Annotated in this window: 33 protein-coding genes; 3 read left to right on the forward strand and 30 right to left on the reverse strand. The window is 39.9% G+C overall.

Features of this window, described 5'->3' with window-relative positions:
• Positions 1 to 112: 112 nt before the first annotated feature.
• From CDO33_RS13820 to CDO33_RS13845, 6 genes are all read right to left on the reverse strand, one after another.
• Positions 113 to 808, reverse strand: a complete 696-nt coding sequence (locus CDO33_RS13820; protein WP_103080977.1) for a response regulator transcription factor — start codon at positions 806 to 808, stop codon at positions 113 to 115.
• Positions 809 to 968: 160 nt separating this feature from the next.
• On the reverse strand, positions 969 to 1,388 hold the full coding sequence (locus tag CDO33_RS13825) for a NusG domain II-containing protein (protein ID WP_103080976.1): 420 nt from the start codon (positions 1,386 to 1,388) through the stop codon (positions 969 to 971).
• Positions 1,389 to 1,494: 106 nt separating this feature from the next.
• Positions 1,495 to 2,340, reverse strand: coding sequence for a prolipoprotein diacylglyceryl transferase (gene lgt, locus CDO33_RS13830; RefSeq protein WP_103080975.1), 846 nt, complete (start codon positions 2,338 to 2,340; stop codon positions 1,495 to 1,497).
• Between the two features lie 87 nt (positions 2,341 to 2,427).
• Positions 2,428 to 3,078, reverse strand: coding sequence for a methyltransferase family protein (locus tag CDO33_RS13835; protein WP_103080974.1), 651 nt, complete (start codon positions 3,076 to 3,078; stop codon positions 2,428 to 2,430).
• A gap of 47 nt (positions 3,079 to 3,125) precedes the next feature.
• Entirely contained in the window at positions 3,126 to 3,269 is a 144-nt protein-coding gene (locus tag CDO33_RS13840; RefSeq protein ID WP_161496466.1) for an aspartyl-phosphate phosphatase Spo0E family protein, read from the reverse strand.
• A gap of 31 nt (positions 3,270 to 3,300) precedes the next feature.
• Entirely contained in the window at positions 3,301 to 5,616 is a 2,316-nt protein-coding gene (locus CDO33_RS13845) for a spermidine synthase family protein (protein ID WP_192875003.1), read from the reverse strand.
• A 307-nt stretch (positions 5,617 to 5,923) separates the two neighbouring features.
• On the opposite strand from CDO33_RS13845, the gene CDO33_RS13850 reads away from it, so the two are divergent.
• Positions 5,924 to 6,205 carry a hypothetical protein gene (locus CDO33_RS13850; protein WP_103080972.1) on the forward strand — a complete coding sequence of 94 codons (282 nt, stop codon included), beginning with the start codon at positions 5,924 to 5,926 and terminating at the stop codon, positions 6,203 to 6,205.
• Between the two features lie 319 nt (positions 6,206 to 6,524).
• Here CDO33_RS13850 and CDO33_RS13855 read toward each other — a convergent pair whose 3' ends face one another.
• The 13 genes from CDO33_RS13855 to CDO33_RS13915 form a co-directional block, all read right to left on the reverse strand.
• Positions 6,525 to 6,674 (reverse strand): aspartyl-phosphate phosphatase Spo0E family protein, encoded by a 150-nt coding sequence (locus tag CDO33_RS13855; protein ID WP_103080971.1) that lies wholly within the window; start codon positions 6,672 to 6,674, stop codon positions 6,525 to 6,527.
• Positions 6,675 to 6,688: 14 nt separating this feature from the next.
• On the reverse strand, positions 6,689 to 7,030 hold the full coding sequence (locus CDO33_RS13860; protein WP_103080970.1) for a DUF2933 domain-containing protein: 342 nt from the start codon (positions 7,028 to 7,030) through the stop codon (positions 6,689 to 6,691).
• Between the two features lie 201 nt (positions 7,031 to 7,231).
• Positions 7,232 to 7,573 (reverse strand): YHS domain-containing protein, encoded by a 342-nt coding sequence (locus tag CDO33_RS13865; RefSeq protein WP_103080969.1) that lies wholly within the window; start codon positions 7,571 to 7,573, stop codon positions 7,232 to 7,234.
• Positions 7,574 to 7,765: 192 nt separating this feature from the next.
• Positions 7,766 to 7,975, reverse strand: a complete 210-nt coding sequence (locus tag CDO33_RS13870) for a heavy-metal-associated domain-containing protein (protein WP_103080968.1) — start codon at positions 7,973 to 7,975, stop codon at positions 7,766 to 7,768.
• 44 nt (positions 7,976 to 8,019) lie between these two features.
• Positions 8,020 to 10,479, reverse strand: coding sequence for a heavy metal translocating P-type ATPase (locus CDO33_RS13875; protein ID WP_103080967.1), 2,460 nt, complete (start codon positions 10,477 to 10,479; stop codon positions 8,020 to 8,022).
• A gap of 70 nt (positions 10,480 to 10,549) precedes the next feature.
• On the reverse strand, positions 10,550 to 10,822 hold the full coding sequence (locus tag CDO33_RS13880) for a metal-sensing transcriptional repressor (protein ID WP_103080966.1): 273 nt from the start codon (positions 10,820 to 10,822) through the stop codon (positions 10,550 to 10,552).
• Positions 10,823 to 11,211: 389 nt separating this feature from the next.
• Positions 11,212 to 11,910, reverse strand: coding sequence for a JAB domain-containing protein (locus CDO33_RS13885; protein ID WP_103080965.1), 699 nt, complete (start codon positions 11,908 to 11,910; stop codon positions 11,212 to 11,214).
• Position 11,911: 1 nt separating this feature from the next.
• Complete coding sequence (locus tag CDO33_RS13890; protein ID WP_103080964.1) at positions 11,912 to 12,148, reverse strand: hypothetical protein; 237 nt, start codon at positions 12,146 to 12,148, stop codon at positions 11,912 to 11,914.
• A 101-nt stretch (positions 12,149 to 12,249) separates the two neighbouring features.
• Positions 12,250 to 13,899 carry a hypothetical protein gene (locus CDO33_RS13895; RefSeq protein WP_103080963.1) on the reverse strand — a complete coding sequence of 550 codons (1,650 nt, stop codon included), beginning with the start codon at positions 13,897 to 13,899 and terminating at the stop codon, positions 12,250 to 12,252.
• 47 nt (positions 13,900 to 13,946) lie between these two features.
• On the reverse strand, positions 13,947 to 14,354 hold the full coding sequence (locus CDO33_RS13900) for a DUF6075 family protein (protein WP_103080962.1): 408 nt from the start codon (positions 14,352 to 14,354) through the stop codon (positions 13,947 to 13,949).
• Between the two features lie 34 nt (positions 14,355 to 14,388).
• Positions 14,389 to 16,719 (reverse strand): VirB4-like conjugal transfer ATPase, CD1110 family, encoded by a 2,331-nt coding sequence (locus tag CDO33_RS13905; RefSeq protein ID WP_103080961.1) that lies wholly within the window; start codon positions 16,717 to 16,719, stop codon positions 14,389 to 14,391.
• Positions 16,712 to 17,077: a PrgI family protein gene (locus CDO33_RS13910; RefSeq protein WP_024832161.1), complete on the reverse strand. Its 366-nt coding sequence runs from the start codon at positions 17,075 to 17,077 to the stop codon at positions 16,712 to 16,714. Before CDO33_RS13910 ends, CDO33_RS13905 begins: the two co-directional genes overlap by 8 nt.
• Positions 17,078 to 17,138: 61 nt before the next feature.
• Complete coding sequence (locus tag CDO33_RS13915) at positions 17,139 to 17,336, reverse strand: hypothetical protein (protein ID WP_103080960.1); 198 nt, start codon at positions 17,334 to 17,336, stop codon at positions 17,139 to 17,141.
• Positions 17,337 to 17,485: 149 nt separating this feature from the next.
• Between CDO33_RS13915 and CDO33_RS13920 the strand changes: the two genes are divergently transcribed.
• Positions 17,486 to 17,728: a helix-turn-helix domain-containing protein gene (locus CDO33_RS13920; RefSeq protein WP_103080959.1), complete on the forward strand. Its 243-nt coding sequence runs from the start codon at positions 17,486 to 17,488 to the stop codon at positions 17,726 to 17,728.
• An 84-nt stretch (positions 17,729 to 17,812) separates the two neighbouring features.
• A complete protein-coding gene (locus CDO33_RS13925) occupies positions 17,813 to 18,223 on the forward strand; it encodes a hypothetical protein (RefSeq protein WP_192875002.1) in 411 nt (136 codons plus the stop codon).
• 29 nt (positions 18,224 to 18,252) lie between these two features.
• On the opposite strand, the gene CDO33_RS13930 is transcribed toward CDO33_RS13925, so the two are convergent.
• The 11 genes from CDO33_RS13930 to CDO33_RS21500 form a co-directional block, all read right to left on the reverse strand.
• Entirely contained in the window at positions 18,253 to 19,092 is an 840-nt protein-coding gene (locus CDO33_RS13930; protein ID WP_103080958.1) for a VirB6/TrbL-like conjugal transfer protein, CD1112 family, read from the reverse strand.
• A 67-nt stretch (positions 19,093 to 19,159) separates the two neighbouring features.
• Positions 19,160 to 19,387, reverse strand: a complete 228-nt coding sequence (locus tag CDO33_RS13935; protein WP_103080957.1) for a hypothetical protein — start codon at positions 19,385 to 19,387, stop codon at positions 19,160 to 19,162.
• Positions 19,388 to 19,392: 5 nt separating this feature from the next.
• The gene (locus CDO33_RS13940; RefSeq protein ID WP_103080956.1) at positions 19,393 to 19,701 is read right to left on the reverse strand and encodes a glutamyl-tRNA amidotransferase; all 309 of its coding nucleotides are present in this window, start codon (positions 19,699 to 19,701) and stop codon (positions 19,393 to 19,395) included.
• 27 nt (positions 19,702 to 19,728) lie between these two features.
• Positions 19,729 to 21,492 (reverse strand): VirD4-like conjugal transfer protein, CD1115 family, encoded by a 1,764-nt coding sequence (locus CDO33_RS13945; protein ID WP_103080955.1) that lies wholly within the window; start codon positions 21,490 to 21,492, stop codon positions 19,729 to 19,731.
• On the reverse strand, positions 21,479 to 21,667 hold the full coding sequence (locus CDO33_RS13950; protein WP_069194744.1) for a hypothetical protein: 189 nt from the start codon (positions 21,665 to 21,667) through the stop codon (positions 21,479 to 21,481). Before CDO33_RS13950 ends, CDO33_RS13945 begins: the two co-directional genes overlap by 14 nt.
• A 12-nt stretch (positions 21,668 to 21,679) precedes the next feature.
• A complete protein-coding gene (locus CDO33_RS13955; RefSeq protein ID WP_103080954.1) occupies positions 21,680 to 22,579 on the reverse strand; it encodes an ArdC-like ssDNA-binding domain-containing protein in 900 nt (299 codons plus the stop codon).
• A gap of 6 nt (positions 22,580 to 22,585) precedes the next feature.
• Positions 22,586 to 23,386, reverse strand: coding sequence for a PcfB family protein (locus CDO33_RS13960; protein WP_103080953.1), 801 nt, complete (start codon positions 23,384 to 23,386; stop codon positions 22,586 to 22,588).
• Positions 23,337 to 24,734, reverse strand: a complete 1,398-nt coding sequence (locus CDO33_RS13965) for a relaxase/mobilization nuclease domain-containing protein (RefSeq protein WP_103080952.1) — start codon at positions 24,732 to 24,734, stop codon at positions 23,337 to 23,339. The genes CDO33_RS13960 and CDO33_RS13965 overlap by 50 nt, the downstream gene beginning before the upstream one ends.
• Positions 24,735 to 24,737: 3 nt before the next feature.
• Positions 24,738 to 25,091, reverse strand: coding sequence for a hypothetical protein (locus tag CDO33_RS13970; protein WP_103080951.1), 354 nt, complete (start codon positions 25,089 to 25,091; stop codon positions 24,738 to 24,740).
• Entirely contained in the window at positions 25,084 to 25,431 is a 348-nt protein-coding gene (locus CDO33_RS13975; RefSeq protein ID WP_242974865.1) for a plasmid mobilization protein, read from the reverse strand. The genes CDO33_RS13970 and CDO33_RS13975 overlap by 8 nt, the downstream gene beginning before the upstream one ends.
• On the reverse strand, positions 25,409 to 25,537 hold the full coding sequence (locus CDO33_RS21500) for a hypothetical protein (RefSeq protein WP_274540236.1): 129 nt from the start codon (positions 25,535 to 25,537) through the stop codon (positions 25,409 to 25,411). The genes CDO33_RS13975 and CDO33_RS21500 overlap by 23 nt, the downstream gene beginning before the upstream one ends.
• Positions 25,538 to 25,643: the final 106 nt, after the last annotated feature.

The following is a 25,643-nucleotide window of genomic DNA, read 5'->3' on the forward strand; positions in this document are numbered from 1 at the left end:
AGATTGCGGTCAAAGAGGCCGAACAGCGACACTATGTCATTAAATAGCATAGTATAACCACTAGTACCTTTTAAAGGCATATAACAATGAAAATGCTGATGCCTATCCAAAATTACTGTTCAAACCCGAATCTGTAACCTACACCGTGAACTGTAAGAATGTATTCAGGTAGCTTAGGATCTGTTTCTATTTTGTGTCTTAAATTCTTAATATGTGTATCAACTACTCTGCTATACCCGGAATAACTATCTTTAAATGCATCTTTAACCAGTTCTTCCCTGGTTAAAGTTTTATTAGAATACTTGATTAAAGTCATTAACAATTTATATTCATTTGGGGTTAGCTTAACCAATTCTCCATCCTTTTTGACTTCATACTTAATAGTATCCACTACCAAATCATCATTATTAAAAGAAACGCGGTTATCTAGAGGAATAGAATCTTCAGTTGACCTTCTTAACAATGCCGAAACTCTTGCCACAAGCTGTCTCGGGCTAAAAGGCTTGGTTACGTAATCATCCGCTCCTATGTGCAATCCATTAAGTATATCTTCTTCTTTTACTTTTGCTGTTAACATAATAATAGGCACTGCAGATTTTTTTCTAATAATAGTGCAAACTTCTTCACCCGGTATATCAGGAAGCATAAGGTCTAGTATTATCAGTGACGGTATAATCTCGTCAAACTTTTGAAGAGCCTGCTTTCCGTCAAAGGCTGTGTATACAGTATAGCCGCTTTTTTCAAGGTATGATTTCACTACGCTTATAATATTTTTCTCATCATCAACAACAAGAATGTCTCTCTTCATTATCTATTCCTCTCCTTCCTTTTTACCTTTTTGAATATTTATCTGCATTGTGATATGCTCAGATTACTAATTGCGTTATAATAACATCAAAGTGTTAGATAAGGATAACTAACACTTTTAAAAGCAGATGCTTATGAAGTTGTACAGCTGCAAACAATATTTAGAATGAGATAACATCAACCTGGCTGTTACTATCACTTTTAAAACTTACAATAATTTGATTAGGCATACAAACAATTGTTTTTGGATAGCCATCAATCCATCCAGTATTTGAACATATGGCTTGGGGGCAAATAGTTCTGTCCATAGGCAGCATTCTGACTTTTCTTTCTTTTACTTCAATATATCCAATCTCTCCATCAAACTCGAAATCATATATACCATTTTTATTCAAATCATCTTGTGTAAGTTGTAATAGTACTGCCCCTTTCCGCTGTACAACAACAACGTCATCTGGAGATTTTTTATGGTTACGTGTAAATACCCCGTATAACACAATTGTTATAATTAAAATCAATGCTATCAGAATCACGTCATATGATGTAAAAACATTCATAAGACATAGACTTTTCTTTTTCATTGAAGTCCCCTTTTCTTTATCTCACTTCTCCTTTTCATGTTTTAAAATACATCTTCTGCTTCCTATTATATATCCTATGTGTGAAGATTCTATGAAGAATAAGCTCTTATGCTTGAATTGTATAAAAAATTATCAAAGACACTGCTATCAATGCGAGAGTAATCAAAACATCTTTTACCCAATCCAACGTACGAATAACTGCTTCCCCATTACTTTCGTTCGGATTGTCAACTCTTTTCTTTTTTGCAAAAATCATAAATATTACCGCCCCTATTATTAGCAGCACACTTAATAGGTGAGATATTGAGAACCAACCCACAACCGACGGATTGCTCCTAAATAACTCCACTATACTTCTGTTAATTGCAAAAAGTATTACATACCATATAAAAAGCTGTCCGTCATATTTGATAGATTTACGTTTTCTCCATAAGATGAAAAACACAGCATAGTTTAGCAGGAATTCATAAACCTGTGCCGGGTGCAGCAGCTGATCCTGGCGCTCTATGCCCCACGGACGTGGTATGGACATGACTTTTCCGAATACATCACAGCCAATTCTTCCAATTCCCTGCCCTAAAATGATGCCTGGTGCTATTGCATCAGCATATTTATAAAAGCTTAATTTATTATTCTTCCTGAAATAGAAAAATGCAAAGATAGAGGCTCCCAGTAAGCCCCCATGTATGGATAGTCCTCCTTCATTTATTTTTATTATTTCTGCCGGGTTGTTGAGATAATAGGATAAATCATAAAAGAGAATATAAAACACCCTTGCACCAACCACTGCTGAAATTATCGAGTATAAAGCAATATCAAACAACTTCCCAACATCAAGCTTTTTTCTTTTTACCTCAAGATAGGCAACAAATATCCCGGCCAGTATGCCTAAAGCGATCATTACACCAAAGAAATGAACCGGTATGCCAAATATATGAAACAGAACTTTCATTGTATTCTCCCCTCTACATCCCTATAGGTAGCCTAAAAAGGATGATCTAAGCAATTACCCTTATATATCCACTACTTTTTTTGTGGCTCATAAAACTCGTCTGACCTTATGACTCAATCGTATTGGAATAAAGGCAGGCACCAGCTTACGATACTCTACATATTTCTCACCAAAGAGTTCCACCATCTTCTTTTCTTCCTTTTTTGCAAGTCTTGCATACATAGTCAGCAGAATTGGTGCCATAATTATGGTAATTATCGTTGGCCACTGTATAAGAAATCCTATAATCATTAGTGCAAAACCGCTGTACTGGGGATGTCTTACATACCTATAGATTCCATGTGTCACCAACTCACCATTGCCGGCATGTATTCCTTTCCATCCAAGAGCGATCACAATCAGGCCACTGAAAATGATAACATTGCTAAGCGGATGCAATATGGAATAAACTACTGTTGAACCTCCTGCAAGGGCAACCCACAAATGTCCATTCATATGAGTAAACGGATCAAGAACCGGATATTTGCTTCCCAAAATAGATGTTAAAAAATATATTGTAAGCGGAAATCCAAACATTTCACTAAACAAAGCTACCATAAATGCTGCAAATGCACCTAAAGTACGCCAGTCTTTTTTTGTCGCAGGTTTGAAGGCCGTAAAGGTAAAAATACTGAATATGAGAATATTAAAAATAACTGATCCCCATAATCCATACGCGTACTCATTATCGCCATTCATAAAGTCTCACTCCCTTTATTCGTAAAATTAATTAACTTGTTGAATAGCTATTCCAATACTCTTTTTCTATAGTATTCGAGTATAAGCTTATCCATCTTTTGGCTTATCGACAATGCTCTATCGTAATCAATGTGATCAGATGACATAACTTCATTTATTTCTTCTCTTACTTTCTCAATCTCTTCTTTCATAAGCAATCCCCTTTTATAGTACATACTACAGCTATAAACTCTTAAAAAAACTGACAATCAGATAGATCACCGCCCCAGCTATTAGTGCTCCTGTAAACCCAATTGTCATAGATAGAATAACGGATAAAACAGAGCCAATTACCGATGTTACACCATTTACACCCCACATTACCGGAACAATCACATTTTTTTTGCTTTCACCTATCAGTTTAAGTCCTCTTGGGAAAGGCATTCCCATAAAGAATCCCTGCAACATTACAAGAATTGACGCAACGATAATCCTCCCTGTAAGGTTTAAACCCGATGTACCTTCGAATATAAAGCCGAGGAACAGAAGCAATATAATGCTTATGACAGCTACCATAGCAGATGGCAGATAGAAAGCTCCAATAACCCGGTTAAACAATCTACTATTACTCAAATATCCACCAATACCGCTTCCAACCAATAGCGCTGCCAGTACAAATGTGAAAGCCAGGGTCGGATGACCCAGATATAATATGAATTTCTGTATCAAAGGAGTTTCTATCATCATGAAGCCTATACCAAGTAGGCTGAAGTACATAGTCGGCTTGAAGTTTCCACTCTTAATAGCAAAAGGAGTAAACATTATAATACTTCCAATTGCCACTACCATCAATATTAGTATCAAGGTTGCAGGAACACCTTTACCAAAATTATAAAAATATGGCCTGTTATCAGTTGCAGGAGTTACATTAGATTTAAAACCATTGACATAGTCCTTCAATGATATTTTTGCTTCCTTTATTTGCTGCAATGGTCCCTGTTCCTGAACCAGAGGCGCATATAAAGGTGCAATCTTGTTTTTCTTTGCTGTCTCCAGCAATCCTTTGCTTTCATCCTCAGTGAATGGTTTGTTTTTGATTATAATCACAGGATCATGCATAGCAACTCCCCCATGTTGCTGTTGTATAAGTTGAGAATAAAGAGCAATGTAGTCAGGAGTATCTTTTAATGGTATACCTTTTTCATTTAGAGCCTGCATGGCTGTTGCTACAATTTTACTAAGATCATCTTCATCATGAGCCAAAAAGGCAATCTTTCCATTATCACTTAGGTGATTAAGGTAATCTTTCATTGCCTCAACAGTATATATATAGTTTTCCGAAAGAGCATAAGCCATGCCCTGGGAGGTATTTGTCATAACAAGAGATAAAAAAATTAAATCATATTTATCCCGGGATCTTTGGACAAAGCTTCTTCCATCCTCACCATAGACCTTCACTTCAGGTCTGTTATAAATATTCCCGTTATATTCTCCAAAAGCTTTAACTGCATCAATACTTGATGTGTTGATTTCTACTGCCGATATTTCCTTGCTTCCCCTTGCAAGAGCATATAATACGTCCCGGCCGCCACCTGGCCCGATTAACAGTGTTTTATCGTTCCTGCCAATTGTAAAAGGGAGAAATCCCGAATCAGCCTCAAACTTTTTCAAACTTTCAACATCACCATCAAATTCATACATTGGAGCATTAGCAGCCCCATCGATAGTCAATATCATATCCTCTGGTTTTTGAGGTATTTTAATTACGTCAGTTCGGGAAAAAGCGTTCCATTCAGAAAATACGATTTCTGGTGATAGCCCAGCTTTTATTAATTTTCCGTAAGTCTTTTTGCTATTGTTAAGTATACCGTTAAAGTTCTTTTCAATTGAGTTTATATACTGTACGGGTAATATAAGGCCTACCACAAGAATCAACGGCAAAACATACCCGATAGCTTTAATTTTCTTTGCAGACACAGGCAAAATCAATGCAGGTAATAAAGCGATAATACTAAGAATTAAAACTGTCCTGAACATACCTGCATTATTCAAAAGAAAGATGACAGCTACACTTCCTACACCGGAACCAACTAAATCCGCAAAGTATAATTTACCACTGATTCCCGAAAACTCAGTAAAGAGTATGGAGTATACATACCCACCAATAAGGAACGGTATGGTACCAAGCACAATGTAAATAAGCATATTATTTACAAATGGAAGCAGATAGTTTAAAGAAAAAACTATAATATAACTGGCTGCAAGAATAATAGACCCTTTATTTAATTGTCCCTTCATGTCCTCCTGGTTTACTGCTACTTTTCTTTTACCCAATTTTACAATAGGCTTTCTACCCTTTTTCCTTATCATGTATGCAATAATACTGCCTATACCCAGACCCAAAATAGCAAATGATGTTGTTAAAAACACATAATGGTATGATAATACTGCTGAATACAGTCTGGTTAATACTACCTGATAAACAAACAAGGAAACAGATATAAAGAAAATGCTTAGTAATATCGTAATTTTACTTTCTTTATTTTTAGCTTCAGTCACTTCTATCTCTCCTCTTCCGTCATTATCTTTGTCATTGTCCTCATTGTAATGGTATCAGTTTAATTTGAAGAACTTGTGGAGATAGTGCTCTAAGAAATGAACATGATATGAATAAATTGTTAACTTTGACCCTGAGAATTTTATGTACTATATTCTAGCCTCAACGCATTACTGTCCCTGTGGATTCTAACTCCTTGTCAGTATATCTTTTTTCTATTTGAAGGTAACTAAGAGTATCCTCAATAATTTTTGCTACCACTGGACCTGCTACAGTACCCCCGCATTGGTTTTATAAGGAGGTTTCTGCATGCAGTGGCTATCATTAATTCCAGCACTAACAACAATTTTTCTAAGATTTAAAACAAAAAAATTGATTCCCTCCCTGCTCGCAGGAGTAGTAATCGGTTCATTTATAAGTACCCGAACACTCTGTAACGGTATTACCTCCATCGGAGAGTTTATCATTGATATTATGACTGATAAAGACAGCGCTTACACCTTGGGCTTTCTTATAACATTCGGTGCTCTTGCCGAGTTAATTGAAATGGCAGAGGTTTTAGCCGAAGTTGGAAAAATGGGCCAAAAGTGAAAAAGGTGTATTAGGCTGGTCCATTATCGGGATCAGCAAAACATATACAAGGATTCAAGAACCAATTACAAAGTCAGGGTTCACAAAGAACTGTACGAAAATGGAAAACTAATAGCCAGAACCTTATTTGACCAGCACTATTACGCACAAATAAAAGGACTAATTCATATTGGAGTTAAAGAAAAGGAACAACCTTTTGTTGTCCCTATATTTGAGAAGTTTCCCTTCCCTACGAAGAAGTCCTCTTTTTATTGCTGGAAATGCTGAGAATGCAGAGAAAAAAATAAGTTCACAAACATTACGTCTTTTGTTCTTTTTTTTAGCTTACATTATTTAAATCAGATTTATAATATTCAATTATTAGCTTATCCATCATCTGGCTTATCAATAGTGTTTCATCAAGGTCAAATGAGTCAAAGTCCATCATTTTATTTAATGTTTCTCTTACTTCCTCCATCTCACTTTTCATATACAATCTTCTAATTATTCAGCTTTTTCTTTAATCTGTCTGATTTCTGTCTGCTCAGTTGAAACATTTGGAGTATAATTTTGCTTGTCCTCTTTATCTTTATGCCCCTTCATCATCATTGGCATCATTACCATCATCATGAGTGGGCATGCCAGTGCAGCAAGTAAAGTTAAAAATCCGTTTGCTCCTGTTCCCAATCCGGCGCTTTTCAGCAGTGGAATGATCAGAAGCAGAATTACAGGTGCTCCGCAGCATATAAGCATCATGAGCATGTGAGACAAATGTCCTTTATGTCCTTTATGTCCTTTTTCATTCTTGTTTCCATTGTTGTTATCATGATTACCATGGCAATTCATATAATTCATCCTTTCTAAGAATAACCAATATGATTTAGTTTCTATGTCTTTAACTTAACTTAATTCAAATTCCTCTATTATTGATTATAGCAACTCATTTTGTAGAAGTTATGGAGATAAAGCTGGATTGCTAAAAAATTCATTTAATAATTTGTATGTTATAAATTTCTATATACTTACAAGAAATTTTGGTTATTGATCCTATAAAGACCCTTGATGCTTTCTTACAAAATTACTTCTGCAACTCTCACTGCAAAAATAATAAGTCTTACCATCTATTTTTTGTCTTATAGCAGTTTCAGGGTTCACATACATTCCACAAACAGGGTCGCGAACCATTTCTACTTGGTTATTCATTTGATTGCTCATATGACTAGAGCCATACTGCCCATTGCCTCCATTATGTCCCAAGTGGTCATGTCCGCTGTTGCCGTGTCCACCGTGAGAATGTCCGCCGCCACAGCAACCACCGCCCTTAAACATCATGTATGCGAATGCGCCAACTAAAAGTAAATACCACCAATTTTGCAACAAAAATTCCATATATAAACACCTCACTGTTCTTTGATTTTGATCCATTCAATATTTCTATATATCTGTGCTTTTGTGCTATTTTTATAATATCAAACAATTATGGTATTCCTGTGAAGAACATATATCATAATAATGATTTTTCTTAACGTTTACTACTTATAAAGAATGGACAGCAATTATATGCTGCCCACTCCATGTATTTTATTGAATTTTAGTGACTTCATATCCTGCATCTTTTACTGCTGCTTTAATCTTCTCATCCTCAACATCGTGGGCTAATTCAATAACTGCAACCTTTCCTTCAAGGTCAACCTTTGCGGATTTAATACCGCATACTTCCTTTAATGCTTCTTCAACATGCGTCGCACAATGGCTGCATGTCATACCTTCTATGAATACTTTCTTTGTCATGAATATCATCCTTTCCTGAAATAGATTGTATTTGTTGTTTAATATTAATGCAAAGGTTTAAATCTTTTAAGCCTTAGAGCATTCGCTAATACTGATACTGAACTGAATGCCATAGCACCAGCTGCTATAATCGGGTTTAATAACGGTCCGCCAAACAGATAAAGCAAGCCTGCTGCTACCGGTATACCGGCCGTATTATAAGCAAACGCCCAGAACAGGTTTTGTTTGATATTTCTTATAGTTCGCTTGCTTAGCTGTATAGCAGTCGGTACATCCATAAGGTCACTTCTCATGAGTACAATATCCGCAGATTCCATTGCAACATCTGTTCCTGACCCTATAGCGATCCCTATATCAGCCTGTGCTAGAGCAGGAGCATCATTTATGCCATCACCTACCATTGCAACCTTCTTACCTTCTGACTGAAGCTTTTTAACTTCATTGGCTTTGTCTTGTGGCAGAACTTCCGCCAGCACTCTATCAATACCTACCTGTCTGGCGATGGCTTCTGCAGTTCGTCTGTTGTCACCAGTAATCATAGCTACCTCTATCCCCATGCTGTGCAATACTTCTATTGCCCTCTTGCTGCTTGATTTCATTACATCGGCTACAGCTATAATACCTGCAAGCTTATTACCAATTGAAATAAACATGGGCGTTTTGCCTTCTTCTGCCAGCTTATCAGACTCTTTTTGCAGAGTTATTTCTATCTGTCTGTCATCCATAAGCTTTTTGTTGCCCAATAACATCTTTTTCCCTTGTATCACTACCTCAATCCCGTGACCTGGTATCGCTTCAAAGCTTTCTACATTTAAGAATTCTATATTCTTATCCTTTGCGGCATTGACAATCGCTTCGCCTAAAGGATGCTCAGAACCTTTCTCTGCAGAAGCAGATAACTGCAATAGCTCTGTTTCATCAATCACACCACTTGTAACTATATTAGTAACTTTTGGCTTACCTTCGGTAATGGTGCCGGTTTTGTCAAATACAATAGTTTTAATTTTATGTGTAGTCTCTAGAGCTTCTCCCCCTTTTATCAGTACACCGTACTCGGCACCTTTTCCGGTTCCTACCATTATGGCTGTCGGTGTTGCCAGTCCCAGAGCACATGGGCAAGCTATAACCAAAACTGCGATGAATATAGTTAGAGAAAATATAGCCGACATCCCTGAAAGGTACCAAGCGGCACCTGATATAACAGCAATAGCAATTACTATCGGCACAAAGTAGCCTGATATAACATCCGCCAACTTAGCTATCGGTGCTTTAGAACCCTGTGCATCTTCCACAAGTTTGATAATTTGAGCAAGAGCCGTATCCTTACCTACCTTTGTGGCTTTAAACTTTATAGTACCATTTTTGTTTATGCTTGCTCCGATCACTTTACTACCTGCATTTTTCTCAACAGGTATGCTTTCTCCTGTAAGCATGGATTCATCTACTGAAGTTCTACCTTCAACTACTTCTCCGTCTACCGGGATTTTTTCACCGGGCTTTACAAGAATAATATCTCCTACCTCCACTTCTTCAATTGGTATAATCATTTCTTTTCCATCTTGAATAATAGTTGCAGTTTTTGGGGCAAGCCCCATTAACTTTTTGATAGCTTCAGAAGTTTTACCTTTTGTAACAGCCTCAAGATATTTACCCAAAAGAATCAATGCTATAATAACACCTGCAGTTTCAAAGTATAAATCTTTGGCATATTCGTTATTACCCTGCGCAATTTGAAATATAGCGTAAATGCCGTACAGGAACGCTGCACTTGTGCCCATTGCTATCAATGAATCCATATTAGGTTCTCGTCTAATGAGCCTGCTAAAACCTACTGTGTAGAACCGATACCCTGATATCACTATAGGAATTGTCAATATAAGCTGTATCAAACCAAAATTAAGCGGATTCATTTCGGGCATAATAATTTCTGGTAAAGGAAATCCAAACAGGTGTCCCATTGCGATATATAAAAGGGGAATAGTAAATATTGTAGCCACTAAAAACTTTGTCCACAGAGATTTCATTTCTTTTTCTCTACGTTCCCTTTCATGGTCTATCTGTTCACCAGCCTCAATCTCCAATGCCTTATAACCTGCTTTCGAGATTGCATCCTTTATCTCAGATATCCTTGTACTTGAAGAATTATAAACCACCTTGGCTTTTTCTGTCGCAAAGTTTACACTTACTTCATTTATCCCATTCAACTTCCTTATTGACTTTTCAATTGCATTAGCACAAGATGCACATGTCATTCCGGATATAGGTATAATAATTTCTCGGCTACTTTCATTTTTATCTTCCTGTGCGCTATAACCAGCCTTTTTTACCGCTTCTTTTATATTCTGAATGTCTGTTTTGCTTTCATCAAATTCTACATTCAACTTTTCAGATGCAAAATTTACATTGGCCGAATGTACTCCATCTACCTTACCTACACTTCTTTCAACCGCCTTTGCACAGGATGCACATGTCATTCCTGTTACACTTAGTATTTCTTTTTTCATAGCTGCACCACCTTATATTTATTTTAAGGAAATTTACTGTATTCACTTTCATTACTAAACCTCTTTACAATTACTTTGCATATTTATCAATAAGTTCTATGATTTCATCCACTTTTTCATCCCCCACACTCTGGCCCTCTGTAAATGCCTCTTTTACACAGTGCTTAATATGCTGATCGATTATTTTTAAGTTCGCTTTCTTAAGTAACGCCTGTACCGAAAGTATTTGTTTTGAAATATCAATACAGTATCTGTCATCTTCTAACATCTTAATAATTCCATCCATTTGTCCCCTAGAGGTTTTTAAAAGATTAAGCACTTGCTTTTTATCACCACAATCCATTCTAATACCTCCAAACTATAATTTTATTCAACGACCGGGTTATGATTTATATAATTCCCACTTCGAAATATATATCAACCACCCCCACCCCATGTCGGGTTGGGTATGATGTTATTATACTATACTTTTCCTATCTGTCAAGTATGTTTTTAGAAAAATTATCATTATTAACTTACCTTTAAACTTAAACTTACTATTTTTTATAATAAAACTTATTATAAACATAATATATAAATAAACAAAAATAATTAGCCTGTCACAAGACACCTTTACAAAGAAGGTTGCTTATGACAGGCTAATGGACATTCATTTTGCTTAATATTATTTTTATAGCAGTTACATCTGCTGAGATAATGTATTTTGCATATTATTCTAAATCCTTATTATAATTATCTTGTATTTTGATACCTATTCTGCCTTTCTTTCACAGATGCCCCATCCAATATAATTACATCATAATTTGCTGCGTCTTTACACTGATTAGGAAGTAAGCCTTTCTCTGCCATAGAAGTATAACTTGTACCAGCAACGACAATGTGATCCAAGACCTTAATCTCAAGCGGATGAAATATATCAACTATTCTCTGTGTCAATGTTTTATCTTCCATAGAGAAATTTTGGGAGCCACCGGGATGGTTATGGGCTAAAATTATAGCCTTACAATCACAGGCAAGAGCATATTTTAATATTTCTCGTGGATAAACTGGTGCCTGTCCAATACTCCCTTCAGACATGATTTTGGTTTCGATTATGTTATTTCCGCTGTCTAAAAAAGAAACCACAAACCTTTCTTTATCCTTCATCCTTCCTAAAAGGGCTGTAAAGTACTGTCCTGATGCGGTTGATGAATTGAGTATGATCTTGTCATCCTTCTCATAGACTTTTAATATGTTGTAAGATGCTATGAATTCATTGAGCAGGCCTATCTTTTCAAGCTGTTTTTCATTCGGCTCCATGATGTGAGGATGTTCCAGGATATTAAAGGGGTTATTTGTTTTCACGTACTGCTGAAGCTTTTTATAAGGAAGGCCTGTTAAGCTTGTCAGTCCTTTTAAAAATTTTTCAGTGTGCTGCATTTCCTGTTTCATGTTACGCTTGCCCCCCTTCTTCATCAAACATCTCAATGACGGACTTTATACTTTTCAACTTCTCACAAGTCTCAAGAGGTAAATTAACTGATTCCAGATTTATAAAAAAGTTTTTTATCCCCATGCACTGAAAACATTTGTAGATTTTTTCTTTTGTGTTATCATCCAGGTCAATTAGTTTAGCCAGTAAATTCACACACTTTGAATATTCCGTATCCCTTGTTTCTTTTAAATTCATGGAGTTATCCCGCCTTTCATTTAACTTAGTTTTACGAATTACATATTCCTTTTTGGTGTTCTCCCTCTGGAGACCGGAATCTTGTATAAGTCTACATATGCTTAACCTTCAATAAGCTGCGCAAATAACTGCTGGTATTCATCCTCCATTAGCTCATTTAACAATTCTATCTGTTCAGAATTGAAGAGGTATTCGCCAATCATATCAACATGGGTTTTTGAGATTAAATCAATATGCAGGATAGTTTCAGTAGTTGTAATAGTCTCCTCAATCTCGTTGCCGTTCTCATCTTTGGTAGTAACGATTTCCTCATGCTCAATTGTTTCTATCCAATAGTTAATTGGGTTCATATCCCAGAAGATGCTGCGCAAGATGCCCACCTTTGTATCATCAAGAGTGGCGACATCCATACCATTATCGGGATCGGCAGCAGTCTTGACCGCATAAACAGGCAGTATTTCTCGCCAGTTGTTAACTGTAGTACTGTTCCCGCTATTGAAGGACAACTCAAGCGTATCATGAGGGTTTTCAGCCTTTATCTGCTCGATTTTTGAATAATATTCCTCATTAAGCTGTTGTACTACCTCTGTCATGGTCGGCGTATTATCACCTGGGCTTTCATTGGAGAAGAATACTCCGAAAACCGATCCTAACAAAAACCCTGCAAGACAAATAACAAGAACGATAACGAGCACTACCCATCCACCTGCTGCATTGAGAGCAATCGTTCCTTTCACAGCTAAAATAATTGCTTTGATGGCAGCTATCATTGCTTTTACTGTCATCTTTGCCGTAAAAGCCGCAGTTCTCGCTGCTGCTCTTGCCGCTTGTACCGCTCTCCTGGTAGCCTGTACAGTTTTAACAGTGGTTTTAGCTGCTGCCTGTGATGTTTTAATGGCGGTCTTGGCAGTACGTTTAGCAGTCTTAACCGATTTTTTTACAGTCTTGACTGTACCTTTAGAGCTTTCCTTTATTGTCTTAACGCCGGGTTTAGCAGATTGTTTGACGGTGTGGCGAGTTTTACTAAAAAAGTATGTATTTTGTTTCAAAGCGTTTCCGGTCGGTCTGGGTACTGGATGTTGAGGGGAGTGTGTAGTTATATGCCCGGAAGTTTGTCTTGCCTGCGTCCGGAAAGTTCTTCTACTTGCTACCAGGATTGAATTGGACTGAGTTAATTGCTGGTTCGCTCTGCTTTGAACAAACCTGCGTTTTCCAGCTTCACCTGGTTTTGATAGAGTAAACTTTTTGCTTACAGTTTTCTTTACCCTGATTTGAGAAGGATTCTGCGTGGTAGCTTTGTTCGATATAAGTTGAGCATTTTTCTGCCTCACTATGTCATTAGCTTTAACCGGAGAGCAATTTTGTTGCGCAGTTTGTTGTGATTTTGTTCGGGCAGCATTTTTTTGCACTAATCCCTTTGCTTCACCCTGTGACGACTGGTGAACATTATTTGTATTATGGTTATCTGACCAAGCGGTATCATTATCCTGCGCTTTGCGTTTTTTGATTTTTTCTATTGCTTTCCTGCCGTATATTTTCGCTATATGTTCACCTTCAAGGGTAATGTTTTTTACACCGTCACTGACAATATTATCGGCATAATCAACATAGTTACTGTCATCATTGTGCCCAAGTTTTTCATACCGCTCTTTGGTGCGAACATAAGCATTCTTTGCTCTCCTGGTTACATCCGTTGTCTTATCAAGTACCTTAATATCCTTCTTGGTCTGTTTTGTTTTGATCTCCTTCAATACACACACCCCCTCCCATGATTAACATTTGATTTATATTGCAAGTATTATCGTTCTTTTCCGGCAGGGCTCAATACAGAAAGCTCCAAACTCCTGCAGTACTCAGGATAGCGAAGTCTGATTGCTTCAAAAAAGTATGGAGCAAAGCTGCAGTCAAATAAGTAATACGGTGCAGAATATTGTTCCTTGCCTTCCTCTGTCCAGCCATTCCACAGGTTAAATGCAAGCCGGCATAAGCGCTTTGTACTTCCGGTCTGCCATGGAGCCGAAAGCCCCTCCGGCTTTATAAGGCTTTCCTCAAAGTCAAAAAGAGAGGTAATATGATTTCTAGTTTCTGCACTGATCCCAATTGTATAGAAAAACGCCTTACGAAATACGTCGCTGTTGCGTGCCGCTTTGAGCATGTTGTAATAAAAAGTTTCATGTTCTTTACTGGCAAACCGGATATTTTCCACTAAATTTCCCTCCTTGGATTTATCATCTTTTAAATTACGCCTGCTCGCCGGGTTTAGTAGTCATCAGGCGGTAGAGCTTTGTGTTGCGTGGAAACTGGTCGGTAAAGGGAACAAGAGAGCTACCCACCTTGATAAGTCCATTACCGGCATCCACGTTGGTGATGTAGGAAAGCTGAAGGTCTGAAATGTTCAGGAGCTTCGCAAGCTCCATGCGGTCTGTACTGGCCTGATTAAGCATGACGATGAATTCGGAATTAGCCAGCATGGTACGAGCGGTATGGCTTTGCAGAAGATCATCAACATTCTGTGTGATACCGGTACAAAAAGCGCCGTACTTTCGAACACGTTTCCAGAGCGTAAACAGGAAATTGGCGCTATACTCATGCTGGAAAAGCAGGTATATTTCATCAATGATAATAAAGGTGTTTTTACCTTTCGCACGGTTTTGCGTGATGCGATTAAAAATACTGTCCAGCACTACCAGCATCCCGATAGGGAGGAGTTGCTTACCAAGATCAAGGATATCGTAACAGATCAGACGGTTGTTTACGTCTACATTGGTTGGTTTTGCAAAAGTGTTCAGGCTGCCGCTGGTAAATAGCTCGATGGCAAGTCCGATTTCCTGAGCTTCCGGTTCTTCCTGTCTTAAAAGCTCTGCATGAAAATCCTGCAGAGTTGGAGGATTTCCTTTATAGTTGCTTTGAAGATATTTCCTATACACGCTGGCAGTACAGCGGTCAATCAGAGACTTCTGCTTTGCTCCCAGGTTATGACCTCCGATAAGCTGCTCACACAGGGACAGGACAAATTCTGATTTCAGGATGACAGGGTTTGCCCCATCTCCATAGTCCTTGTTCATATCCATTGCATTGATGTGATTCGGAGAAGTAGCAGAAATGTGGATAATCTCACCGCCCATTGCCTTGACAAGGGAGGAATACTCCCTTTCCGGATCAATTAGGATAATGTCGTCATCACTGGACAGTATCTGGTTAACAATTTCCCTCTTAGCGGTAAAACTCTTACCGGAGCCAGAAACGCCTAAAATAAAAGAGTTCCCGTTGAGCAGGTGTTTCCTGTTGGCAATAATCATGTTCTTGCTGATAACGTTCTGACCGTAATAAATTCCGCCATGGTGGGAGATTTCCTGTGCCCGGAAAGGTATAAACACCGCCGTGCTTTCGGTCGTTAGTGTCCGGATTGCATCAATCTTCCGCAAACCATAAGGCAGTACCGTATTTAAACCATCCATCTGCTGGAATGTCAGGGTAGAGAACTGGCAGAGATGCTTCCTTGCTGTGGTAAACAAGGTTTCCGTATCGCTGTCAAGCTGCTCTTTGCTGTCCGCAATATGCACCATTGTAAGGACTGCAAACATCATCCGCTGATCACGGGTGGTCAGATCATCGAGAAATTCCTTGCTTTCCTTGCGCTGCTGCTCCATGTCATAGGGTACAACAGCCGAAAAGTTATTGCTTTGGTTCTGCCTTCTCTGCCAGTTGGTGATGTTAGTTTCCACACCGAGAAGTCGGCTTTCCACCTCCCGAACAGCCTCATCGGTTGGAATAGGGATAATATCAAGTGATAACATCATATTCCGGTTTAAATCACATAGCTCGGACACCATGCTGTCCTTTATATAGCTTGCAAACTCGCGCAGAAAGATGACACGGCCGTATTTGTTTCCCATCCGGAAGTGATCTTTCTCAAACTCAAAAGTATCGGGACTGATATAGTCCTTGAAATCGTGACCCTTTTTCATAGTATCGGACAGGTTAAAATAGAAATCCGTTTCCTCACCGGAACGGAAAAAATCATGCAGGATTCTAAGGCGGTCGGTAGCATCCAGTTCCACACACTTTGAGCCAAGGCGGGAGAAATGGGTGATGAGGTCTGTCCCTATACGGGAAAAGTAATTTCGCGCTTCCTCAATATTCTTCTTCACTACAGACACGGTAACATATTTGTCCTGCACAATGCTATTGGCACCTGTTGCTTTATCCAAAAGCATCTGGTTATATTCCCTGCGGTATTCGTCCAGCCTGTCACCTTTTAGAGGGATTAGAATAGAGCTTTCAAAGTCTGCTTTATTCAGGCGGCGGTTGTTAATGGTGATTTTGGTAGTCGCCCCGCTGTCAAAGGAGTTGAGCAGCTCCGAATAGCACAGGAACATCGCTTCCTTATCCTCTTTGGAGGCTACTGCATAATTGATATCCTCAAAACGAAAGGATTTGGAAAACTTGTTGCCCACCCGGAAAATTCCGTCCGGCCATATGGTTCGAATGGGAATTGCCTGCTGAACACCTTTGGGGACGATAAACTTTTCTTTATCCTGTTTCATGATTTTTTGTAGGGTTTTAATCATGACGTCTCAATTCCTCCTTTTCATGCTTCTCAATAGTCTGTTTCAACGCCTCGTAATACACATTCACAGGGTAAAAGGTCAGCTTTTTGGGCATGAGAAACTCAGATTTGATGTATGCCCATAAAAACTGCTCTGCTGTCATGCCGTGGTATTTTATAAATCCCAGAGCTGCAAAGGGGAATGCTCCTAAAACACACATCCAGCTCACAGTCTCCGTGCCCAATAATCCCTGTAAGCCGAAATATATGCCAATGGCCACACCAACAGCCAGGACAGAAAAAATGAACTGTCGCATGGACAGTCCAAAAAACAAGCTTTCGGTATAATCTCGGATTTCACGGTTGATTTTTACTTCCAAATTCAATCACCTCCAAATGAAAAATAACGCCTTTTTAAGAAGCGCTATTGTGTCGTTTACTTCAACGTTCCATCTGATTCTTATTTTGCTTTCCTTTCCCCTTTTGTATCTTGACTACCAATGTATCAACTATGCGATTCTGCTCCATAACTGCCTCATCTTCTGTAAAGGGAGTACCTTTATTAAAAGCTTCATCCAAAAGCTTATTTAATTTTTCCATCTCTCTTTCCAGCTCTTTATCATATCTCGCTTTTGCCACTATTGGCCCTCCTTTGTTTTTTACATGTTATTAACGGTATACCGGTAGTATAAGTCACCTCTATGACTATTTCAACGGTATTCCGTTAAACATATAAATTGTAAACTGATATGCTCTGATTAACGGAATAACGTTTACGAGGTGATAGAATGAATATTTCTCAAGCAGTAATTAAACGAATTGAAGAGTTGTGCAAGGAAAGGAATTTAACCATTAACGCTCTCAGCAATATTTCAGGTGTTACACAATCTACTGTAAATGATATTGTAAAGGGTACTACATATAATGCTGGAATTGCCACTATAAAAAAATTGTGTGACGGGCTTGGTATAAGTATAAGGGATTTTTTTGACAGCGATCTGTTTACTGATTTAGAGCAGGAGATAAAATAGCATATAATTTGTCGCATCCTTCCATTTATTTCTTTCATATGTGATAATGTAAATATACAGATTGCATGGAAAGGAAATTTCACTATGCCAATCGCGGCGGTTATTTCCCTTTGCCTTACGGCAGGATTGCTCATTCTCTCTTTTATATTTAAAGTGGCCGGAAAAACCCGGCAGGCACTTCCCTTTCTTTGCTTGCTGCTGTTCAGTACCGTGATGAACAAGTGGGCTGGAGAAAATGAAACTTTAGCATTCATCATTCTTTTCTCGCTGCTTGGTCTGACAGTTATTAGCTGGATTGTATCGCTTATAAAGGCGATACAGCGCAGACGTGACGAGAAATACTTTGAAGATGATGTTGCATGGCAAATCCAACGAGCAAGAGATATGGGTGTGCCTCTTGACAAAATTCAGTTTAACGAACATGGGGATTTGCTGGATCCAAGAACAGGTCAGCCTGTTGTTTATGGGGATGGTGTTCAGTTCAAGGATTTATAGGGTTACCTGACTGTAATACCCGGCATACCTTACAATCCCATCATCTCCCGTACAACACGGTCTGCCATTTTTACAGCTCCTACAAGTACCAGCATGTTAAAAATAAGTTCCCCTATGTAAGACCATACCATCGTTACAGCGCTGACACCCGTATCCACCACTGGCGGAGATGAAGCGAAAACGGAAAATATGACACACGCAAGGATAATGATAGCTCCTTCCAGACATACAGCAGCATATCCTTTCAGGAAGGCTTTACCTATACTCTGGCTTGGCTCTCCTGCAAAAGAGGCCAGGGGAACAGGAGCAATAGCAGTATATAAATAAAGTTTAAAGAACCTGCCGTATACCGACAGAATCATAATGAAGGAAAGCACTGTTATGAACAGTCCACCGATGAGTGTCACTGCCCACAGTGGTATGCTTGCAAAAAAACCACAATCTTCAATAGCCTGAACGATTGTGTTTGGCAGAACAGTTTGTGTGGCCGAACCCAATCCTGAGCTGTTTATTATGGTAGAGATAATTCCCTGCACAATGTTGAACAGCGCCATCATCAGTTCCAGTCCGTAGGTTACAACTCCTTTAGCCAGGGCAAACCTTATAAACAGCTTTAATGCATGTTCCGGCTTTTTAACCTCAGCAAAGCTGCCGCATGTCTTAACCACACCAATGACGAAAAATAGTACAAGTAAGGCAAGGCCGGTAGCCTGCAGTGCTCCGTGGATATTCACAATAACATTCCAGATACCGCCGCCTTTGAATTCTGTGGGAGATTGAGTTACGAGCAGCCAGATCTCAGACATCTTATCATTCCATGTTTGAAGCGCGTTATTTAAATTATCGATTACCCAATTTCCACTGGACATAATAGATTCACCTCATTTCCGAGGCAAAACCCGCGCATAAAGCGCGGGCCTACCTTTCCTTTAATAATTATCTGCATGGTTCATCCCTGCAGGACAATTTGTCCTTGATAATGCCATACTTGTCATCTACATAAAATTTATTGACGAATGGGTTGTAGATTGCATGGCATTTAACACCGTTATATTCAGCAAGATAATCGTTGTCACCCAATCGTTTTAGGATGGTAGCTTCCCGTAGCTCACCATTGAGTGAATGAATGTGCATTTTTTCGTTTATCGGGTATTCATTGAACACTGCAATCAACCTCCTGTAATGAGAGATAGGATTTCTTTCGCAAAGGTAATAATTACACCGCCTGCAAGGGTAAGAAATCCGTTAGCTCTCTGGGAAGGGTCGTGGGATTTCAGAGAAAGGCCGATCTGCACAATGCCAAAGCCCAGCAGGATTAATCCGATAGCACGGATCAGTCCAAATATAAAATCCGATAAATTATTGACAACGGTTAGAGGATCATTTGCAGCGTAGACAGGTACGGCAAAAAGAGTAATCATCAGTACCAATACACAGTAAATCGCGATTGACTTTTTGGTTTTCATTGAAATTTTCATAAATATTCATACCTCCTGATTTGTATTCTAAGATTGAATAACTATTTCGAGTTCTTCCTCGGAAAGAAGCTCGTAATCACTTCCATCGTTTAATGTCACAGATTTCCAGTCCAAAGCGTTTTTAGTACTACCATGCCGGTAGGGTTCAGCGCCTCCGTCAACTGTCAGCATTAAATTTGGGTGTTTTAAAATATCGTATTTTTCATCCATTACTGCCCGCTCACCCCGAATGAATAAAAGGGAGTAACGGTTATCCAGCATCCGTACTTCATCGGGAGTTAGAAGCTCTCTTCCAGACAACTGGTAATTAGTAGAGTAGCTTCCGTTTCTGCCTTTACTCATCCCGTAAGTATTGGTGTCAATTGTTTCTTTACCCAAAAGTTCAGACACGTACTTGTGAGTGGATTGCTCGTTACCGCCCAGATACAAAAACTCGTCGCAGTTACCCACAATGGATTCCCAGGTATCCTTGAACAAGGCTTTTAACTGTGCCAGGTTTTGCAGTATGATGGATACCGATATTTCCCTTGATCGCATGGTAGACAGCAACTTATCAAATTCATCCGGCAAGGCAACATTCGCAAACTCATCCATAACAAAATGGACGTGGACAGGCAACCGCCCTCCATATTTATAATCAGCTATATACATAAGGCTTTGAAAAAGCTGAGTATAGAGCATACCGACTATAAAGTTGAAACTGCTGTCGTTATCGGGTATCACAGCAAAGAGTGCCGTCTTTCTCTCTCCAATAGATGATAGCTCCATTTCGTCAACCGTTGTGATTCCTGCAAGTGTAGTCAGGTTAAACTTTTCTAAGCGGACACCCAAACCGATTAGAATGGATTTGGCGGTTTTTCCTGCGGCAAGCTTAAAAATGTTGTACTGTTTGACAGCCAGATGCTCCGGTTCCCGCATTTCCAACCGCTCAAACAGTTCGTCAAGTGGGCTTTGATAAGTTTCGTCATCCTCCCGAACTTCTGCGGCAGCAATCATTTCCATGACCATGGGAAAGTTCTGTTCATCCTTAGGTGCTTCATAAAGAAGATAGAGGATAAGCGCTTCAAGCAATGCAGTTTCGGAACGCTCCCAAAATGGGTCGTTGGTGTTGCTGCCTTTTGGTGTAGTGTTTCTTATTAAATTTGTTACAAGCTTTAATACATCCTTGTCATCTCTGAGATATTCAAAAGGATTGTAACAGTGGGACAGATTCATATTGATTAAATCCAGCACCTTTATTTCGTAGCCTTTAGCTTTTAACAGGTTCCCTGTATCCCTCAGAATTTCACCTTTTGGGTCAAGAATAACAAAAGAGGTATTGGCCTGCATGACATTAGGTTTAGCATAAAACCGGGTCTTACCGGAGCCGGAGCCGCCCACCACCATAACATTTAAGTTGCGCCTGTGTTTTCTTCCGTCAAATCCTATGCTGACATTCCGTGTCAGGATTTTATTTTTATGTGGTACTTTATCCCGGTATTTTTTATTGACAGCCGCAGCGCCGCCCCAACGCGCACTGCCGTGTTCCTCCCTACGCCGGTAATTACGTTTGGTAGACATATAAATCCCGATGCCCATACCATAAGCGGCTATGAACAGCAGTATGCACCTGGGTGTATCTTCTACCCATTGAATATGAAATGGATTGTTCATTGCCGACGTAAGATTGGCAAGAATTTCGGGAAGTCCTCCGGAAAGAGAAGGGGCGGTTAATAATGCCGCCCATACGACCGGAATTAAAAAAAACGCAAAGAGTATCAGGTTGCTCCTTGCGGTTTCATCGTGCCTCATTATAACTCCTGCGTTTCTGTTTTCTTGTTGGGGCGTCAATAGTTTTTAACAGCAGTTCATCTACGGCATCAGTGGGTTTATCATCTTTAATAAGGTCATTTCTAAGCTCATTCAAAGCATTTACCACGACGCCATACTCATAATTATCAAGGGTAAGCACCCTTTCTTCTTTCATAGGCCATTCCTCCTAATGTTCCGGCTCCTGCCGTTTTTGCTGCCGATACTGCGCAATCATCCGTTTCATTCTGCCGGAAATTTCACCTGCAGTTTCCCTTATTACCGAGAGCTCGGCTCGAATTTCTTTCGCACTCATTCCATCCAGCACCTGGGGAGTACGATCGAAGCTGTAACCGCTCGTATCCACTCCATATTGTTTGCAGAGTATATAGGACACGCAATAAGCGTGAAAGGTGTGATCTGTTCGGCGGTACCTGCCATCACCAGTATCCATTTCTGCATGGGCAAGTTCCTGGGAAAGGGCTCGGAAAATACTGCCCGCATCCATGCCTTTTCTGATCTGGATTTCACGTGTATCCGGCTGGTACAGGGCATTTGTACCCTCCGGCAGTATATCACTGATACAAATGGGCACAGGTGCATGATCCATCAACGCCTTGATGCGGGTGCGGTCGTCGGGATAGGTAGGTGTTTCCCGTTTGCGGCTGTTTCCAGTCTGTGAAATGTCAAACATCTTTTTCAGGTTATAGCTGATACCGACAGTACCATCGTCACACCGATATTCATCACCGGGCTCTAAAATGTAAAAGCCGGTTTCCTTCTTGCGAATGTAGGCACCTTGTTCCTTCCATGTGTCAAAATCCGCAATGCGGGTAGCATCAGGCTTTTGTGCAAGAATTAAAAGAGCATTTGCCACGCTATAGTGGTCAAAACGGCTTTGCACATCCAGGTAGCTTTGAAATTTCACACCATCCCGTGCCACATCTTCCACTGTATTTTCGATCATGGAATATACCATTTCCCGCTGTTCCTGTTTCTGTTTTTTCCATGCCTCTTTATCAAAGGGCTTGCTATTCCGGGTTACAGGCTGTTCATTTCCATGCTGGAAAAGATCATCAAAGCTTCCCATAGTAGTTTACCTCGCTTTCGATTTCGGTTTATCTGATTTAGGCTGCGGCTTATTTGCCCTGGTATTTTGCTTTGCTGCCTGCGGCTGTTCTTTTGTTGATTCACGTTTAGGTTCCGCCTGTTCCTTTCGAGCAGCTTTGATTTCTCGCAGTTCTTCGCGTACTGATTTTTTCGCCGGCTCAATAATACCCTCGGCGGCTTTCCCTTCGTGATCTAAGATAGGCTCGGACGGACGGGATTTCTCCGTCGTCGCCGTTGTGGGGTTTGGGTTGTCGGCTGATTCAATAACCGGTTCTACCTGGTCTGGCTTTGCCATAAGCTCGTCGATAAAAGCATCCGTACTTTTTTCGGCAGGTGTTTCTTTTACTGCCGGTGCTTTTTGTGATTCTTTGGCCGCCTTGCTTTTCTCAATTTCATTTTTGATATTTGCTGTATCTACGGTAGCCAGCTTGAAGCGCTCTACAATACGGTTGATTTTTGATGCATCCTCTGCCCGTACCATGATGTCACACATACCGTCCAAACTTTTTTTATCCCGCAGGGCACAATAAAGAACGCCATAGCGCTTAGCCTCCTGACAAAACTTTTTCAAGTCAACATTGCGTACAGCAAAGACCTTTAATTCTTTGCCACTGCGTAATAAGCTTTCCAGGCGGATTTTACCCTTTGTCCTTTTCTGGTCTTTCAATACAGCATACAAATAAGTGGCAAGATTTTTTGCACCTTCACCGGAAATTTTCGCCATTACCTCGATTCCTTTAAGACTCATATTGACGATTTGATCCGCTGCGTCGGCTCCACTGTTCATATTCCTTTTCCTCCTTTCTATGATGAGTTTCCTCCTGTCTGACCTGAAGCAATTTCTGCTTCATATCTTCAGAGCGGCTTAGAATACCCTCACAAAGCTTCACCTCCCTTCGAAGCAGTGACAACTTCTTTGAAAGCCCTGCAATCTGTTCTTTGTACTCTGTTTTCTGCGAATCATCTTTACACCGCCGTAGTCGATGGTAGAGAGATTTACGAGAATCCAATAAGGTTAATATTTCCTGGTTAAGCCCATTCTGAAAGTCAAGAAGCTGCTCTTTGTTTTCAATGTTATTGCTACATAAAAGCCTTGTTTGAGCAGTTAGTTCCTCCATGTGCTGGAGATCCTCGCGTAATAAAAAATGCATCCTTTTCCTGGACACATGTTGTTTCGGTAGGATACCCATTTTGTAAAGATAGTGAAAATAGAGAGCTTGCAATCCTGAGAGTTTTCTTTTATTTTTTAGTTTCATACCGCCTCGTATGGTATAAAGTTTTCGTTTTGGTTCAGGCAGGATTTGTGGCCTTTTCGGTGTGCGGTTATGGAGTATCCTTTCCTTAATAACTTCCTCAGTGTAATCCTCGCCCAGAGTTTTTAATCGAACAAAGCGTTCCTTTCCCTGCGGACGCACTGCCATGTATTTCACACCGGTTTTTACCTCGTATCCCTGTTTGCGAAGGTTAGCAATAAACTGTGTAAAAGTCATAGATTCATCAATCGCCTTGTCTACATCTTCACGAATAAGGCCACGCCAGGTAGGTTTACTTTCCTGTTCAGCCTTCCATTCAGCATAGTGCCTGGATTTGCCCCGCTGCGGGTTTTCAATGACAGACAGGGAGTATTCCCGGCACAACCGGTCGGAGGTTTGTCGCATAAGGGAGTAGGTAGTCTTATTATCGTAATACCGTTTGCCATCTTTAAAGGAAACAGAGTTAAGTACAAAATGATTATGGAGATGATTTTTATCAAGATGGGTGGAAACAACCACCTCAAAACGGTCACCCCATAACTCCTGTGCCATTTTTACACCAATAACATGAGCAGTTTCAGGAGTAGCTTCCCCAGGCGCGAATGACTGATAACCGTGAAAGGCAAGAATACCGTCCGTTTTCTGGAATTGTAGTTTAGTCTTGGACATCTGCGTACAGGCAGTTTCAGGATAACAGTTGATACCGGTAACATAAAACTGCTTCTCAGTCTTTACGTCCTGTACGGTATATTTTAGTACCTCCTGAAGACCTCGAAAATCAGAACTGTTAAAATCAAGGTTCTCTGTTTTATCCGGATTTGTAGTATAGTCGATTACTCTGTCAAGGCGGTCTGTAACATCCCATATCGCTGTGGTCGCCATAGATTACCGCACCAGCTCTTTTTCCCTTATCGCCGGCCTAAAGGGATACTCACCTGTCATGTCCTGAGTATCACACACTCTGGCAACAACATCATGCAAATATGCACGGGTATTTACCTGATAGCGGTCAGCAACGAGCTTCAATGGGTTTTGAAATTTCAGAAGATAATCAATATCTCTTTCATAATATCCGTGAATATTGGTCATATAATGCACAACACGCTTAACAGCTGCAATTTCAGCAGCTTTATCAAAAATACTCTGTTTATCGAGCTTCAAAACTGACGCTTTGTAGTCTGCAAAATTCCTTTCGATCCGACGCATCAGTTTTTCCTGCTTATCAAGCATTCTATCCATTTTCGACTCTCCTTTCCGGCGAAGTAACTGCCGTCTGTATATCCAGCACGGCTTTTCGGAGCCGGTTGGCTTCATACTGAAATGTTGTGCGGTCAATATGCCCTATAGCATTTGCCCTTGCAGCAATCTGGTTTAAGTTGCTGCCAATAGCGTGAAGTTCTTTCATTACAGCGTAATAATCGGGAGGCGGAAGTTCCTTTGGTACATAGCCGTTGATAAGTGCACGCAAATAGGTTTCCTGTGATAGTCCTGCTTTCTTTGCGCTGGCTTCCAGCTTCGTCTTTTCTTCTTTGTTCAGCCACACTTGAACACGAATACTACGTTTTCTCAACGTTTCCACTCCTTTCTGCTGAAATCTTATCCTCATCCCTTTCATATGGGATGTTGATCTGGAAAAAGCACATAAAAGCGACGCCGACAATGCCGCCAATAAAAATGCCTAACAAAAATGCTCCTATAGTTATCACCACACTTTCTATTACAATTTTGCAGGGGTATTAGGGGGTATCCCCTTAACAAGCGAATTTTGGGAGACAAAATTCAGTGCTTGCT

The organism is Clostridium thermosuccinogenes (assembly GCF_002896855.1).
Taxonomy (GTDB): domain Bacteria; phylum Bacillota; class Clostridia; order Acetivibrionales; family DSM-5807; genus Pseudoclostridium; species Pseudoclostridium thermosuccinogenes.

Coding starts and splice junctions, on each gene's coding strand:
- CDO33_RS13875 (WP_103080967.1), bottom strand. CDS start 10,479: ATGAAAAAAGAAATACTAAGTGTAACAGGAATGACATGTGCATCCTGT.
- CDO33_RS13840 (WP_161496466.1), bottom strand. CDS start 3,269: ATGAAAGAAGAGATTGAGAAAGTAAGAGAAGAAATAAATGAAGTTATG.
- CDO33_RS13885 (WP_103080965.1), bottom strand. CDS start 11,910: ATGAAACAGGAAATGCAGCACACTGAAAAATTTTTAAAAGGACTGACA.
- CDO33_RS13855 (WP_103080971.1), bottom strand. CDS start 6,674: ATGAAAAGTGAGATGGAGGAAGTAAGAGAAACATTAAATAAAATGATG.
- CDO33_RS13940 (WP_103080956.1), bottom strand. CDS start 19,701: ATGAAAATTTCAATGAAAACCAAAAAGTCAATCGCGATTTACTGTGTA.
- CDO33_RS13835 (WP_103080974.1), bottom strand. CDS start 3,078: ATGAATGGCGATAATGAGTACGCGTATGGATTATGGGGATCAGTTATT.
- CDO33_RS13930 (WP_103080958.1), bottom strand. CDS start 19,092: ATGTCCAGTGGAAATTGGGTAATCGATAATTTAAATAACGCGCTTCAA.
- CDO33_RS13945 (WP_103080955.1), bottom strand. CDS start 21,492: ATGAGGCACGATGAAACCGCAAGGAGCAACCTGATACTCTTTGCGTTT.
- CDO33_RS13820 (WP_103080977.1), bottom strand. CDS start 808: ATGAAGAGAGACATTCTTGTTGTTGATGATGAGAAAAATATTATAAGC.
- CDO33_RS13860 (WP_103080970.1), bottom strand. CDS start 7,030: ATGAATTGCCATGGTAATCATGATAACAACAATGGAAACAAGAATGAA.
- CDO33_RS13950 (WP_069194744.1), bottom strand. CDS start 21,667: ATGAAAGAAGAAAGGGTGCTTACCCTTGATAATTATGAGTATGGCGTC.
- CDO33_RS13920 (WP_103080959.1), top strand. CDS start 17,486: ATGAATATTTCTCAAGCAGTAATTAAACGAATTGAAGAGTTGTGCAAG.
- CDO33_RS13970 (WP_103080951.1), bottom strand. CDS start 25,091: ATGGATAGAATGCTTGATAAGCAGGAAAAACTGATGCGTCGGATCGAA.
- lgt (WP_103080975.1), bottom strand. CDS start 2,340: ATGAAAGTTCTGTTTCATATATTTGGCATACCGGTTCATTTCTTTGGT.
- CDO33_RS13890 (WP_103080964.1), bottom strand. CDS start 12,148: ATGAATTTAAAAGAAACAAGGGATACGGAATATTCAAAGTGTGTGAAT.
- CDO33_RS13905 (WP_103080961.1), bottom strand. CDS start 16,719: ATGATTAAAACCCTACAAAAAATCATGAAACAGGATAAAGAAAAGTTT.
- CDO33_RS13960 (WP_103080953.1), bottom strand. CDS start 23,386: ATGAACAGTGGAGCCGACGCAGCGGATCAAATCGTCAATATGAGTCTT.
- CDO33_RS13955 (WP_103080954.1), bottom strand. CDS start 22,579: ATGGGAAGCTTTGATGATCTTTTCCAGCATGGAAATGAACAGCCTGTA.
- CDO33_RS13865 (WP_103080969.1), bottom strand. CDS start 7,573: ATGGAATTTTTGTTGCAAAATTGGTGGTATTTACTTTTAGTTGGCGCA.
- CDO33_RS13870 (WP_103080968.1), bottom strand. CDS start 7,975: ATGACAAAGAAAGTATTCATAGAAGGTATGACATGCAGCCATTGTGCG.
- CDO33_RS13850 (WP_103080972.1), top strand. CDS start 5,924: ATGCAGTGGCTATCATTAATTCCAGCACTAACAACAATTTTTCTAAGA.
- CDO33_RS13825 (WP_103080976.1), bottom strand. CDS start 1,388: ATGAAAAAGAAAAGTCTATGTCTTATGAATGTTTTTACATCATATGAC.
- CDO33_RS13925 (WP_192875002.1), top strand. CDS start 17,813: ATGCCAATCGCGGCGGTTATTTCCCTTTGCCTTACGGCAGGATTGCTC.
- CDO33_RS13880 (WP_103080966.1), bottom strand. CDS start 10,822: ATGGATTGTGGTGATAAAAAGCAAGTGCTTAATCTTTTAAAAACCTCT.
- CDO33_RS13965 (WP_103080952.1), bottom strand. CDS start 24,734: ATGGCGACCACAGCGATATGGGATGTTACAGACCGCCTTGACAGAGTA.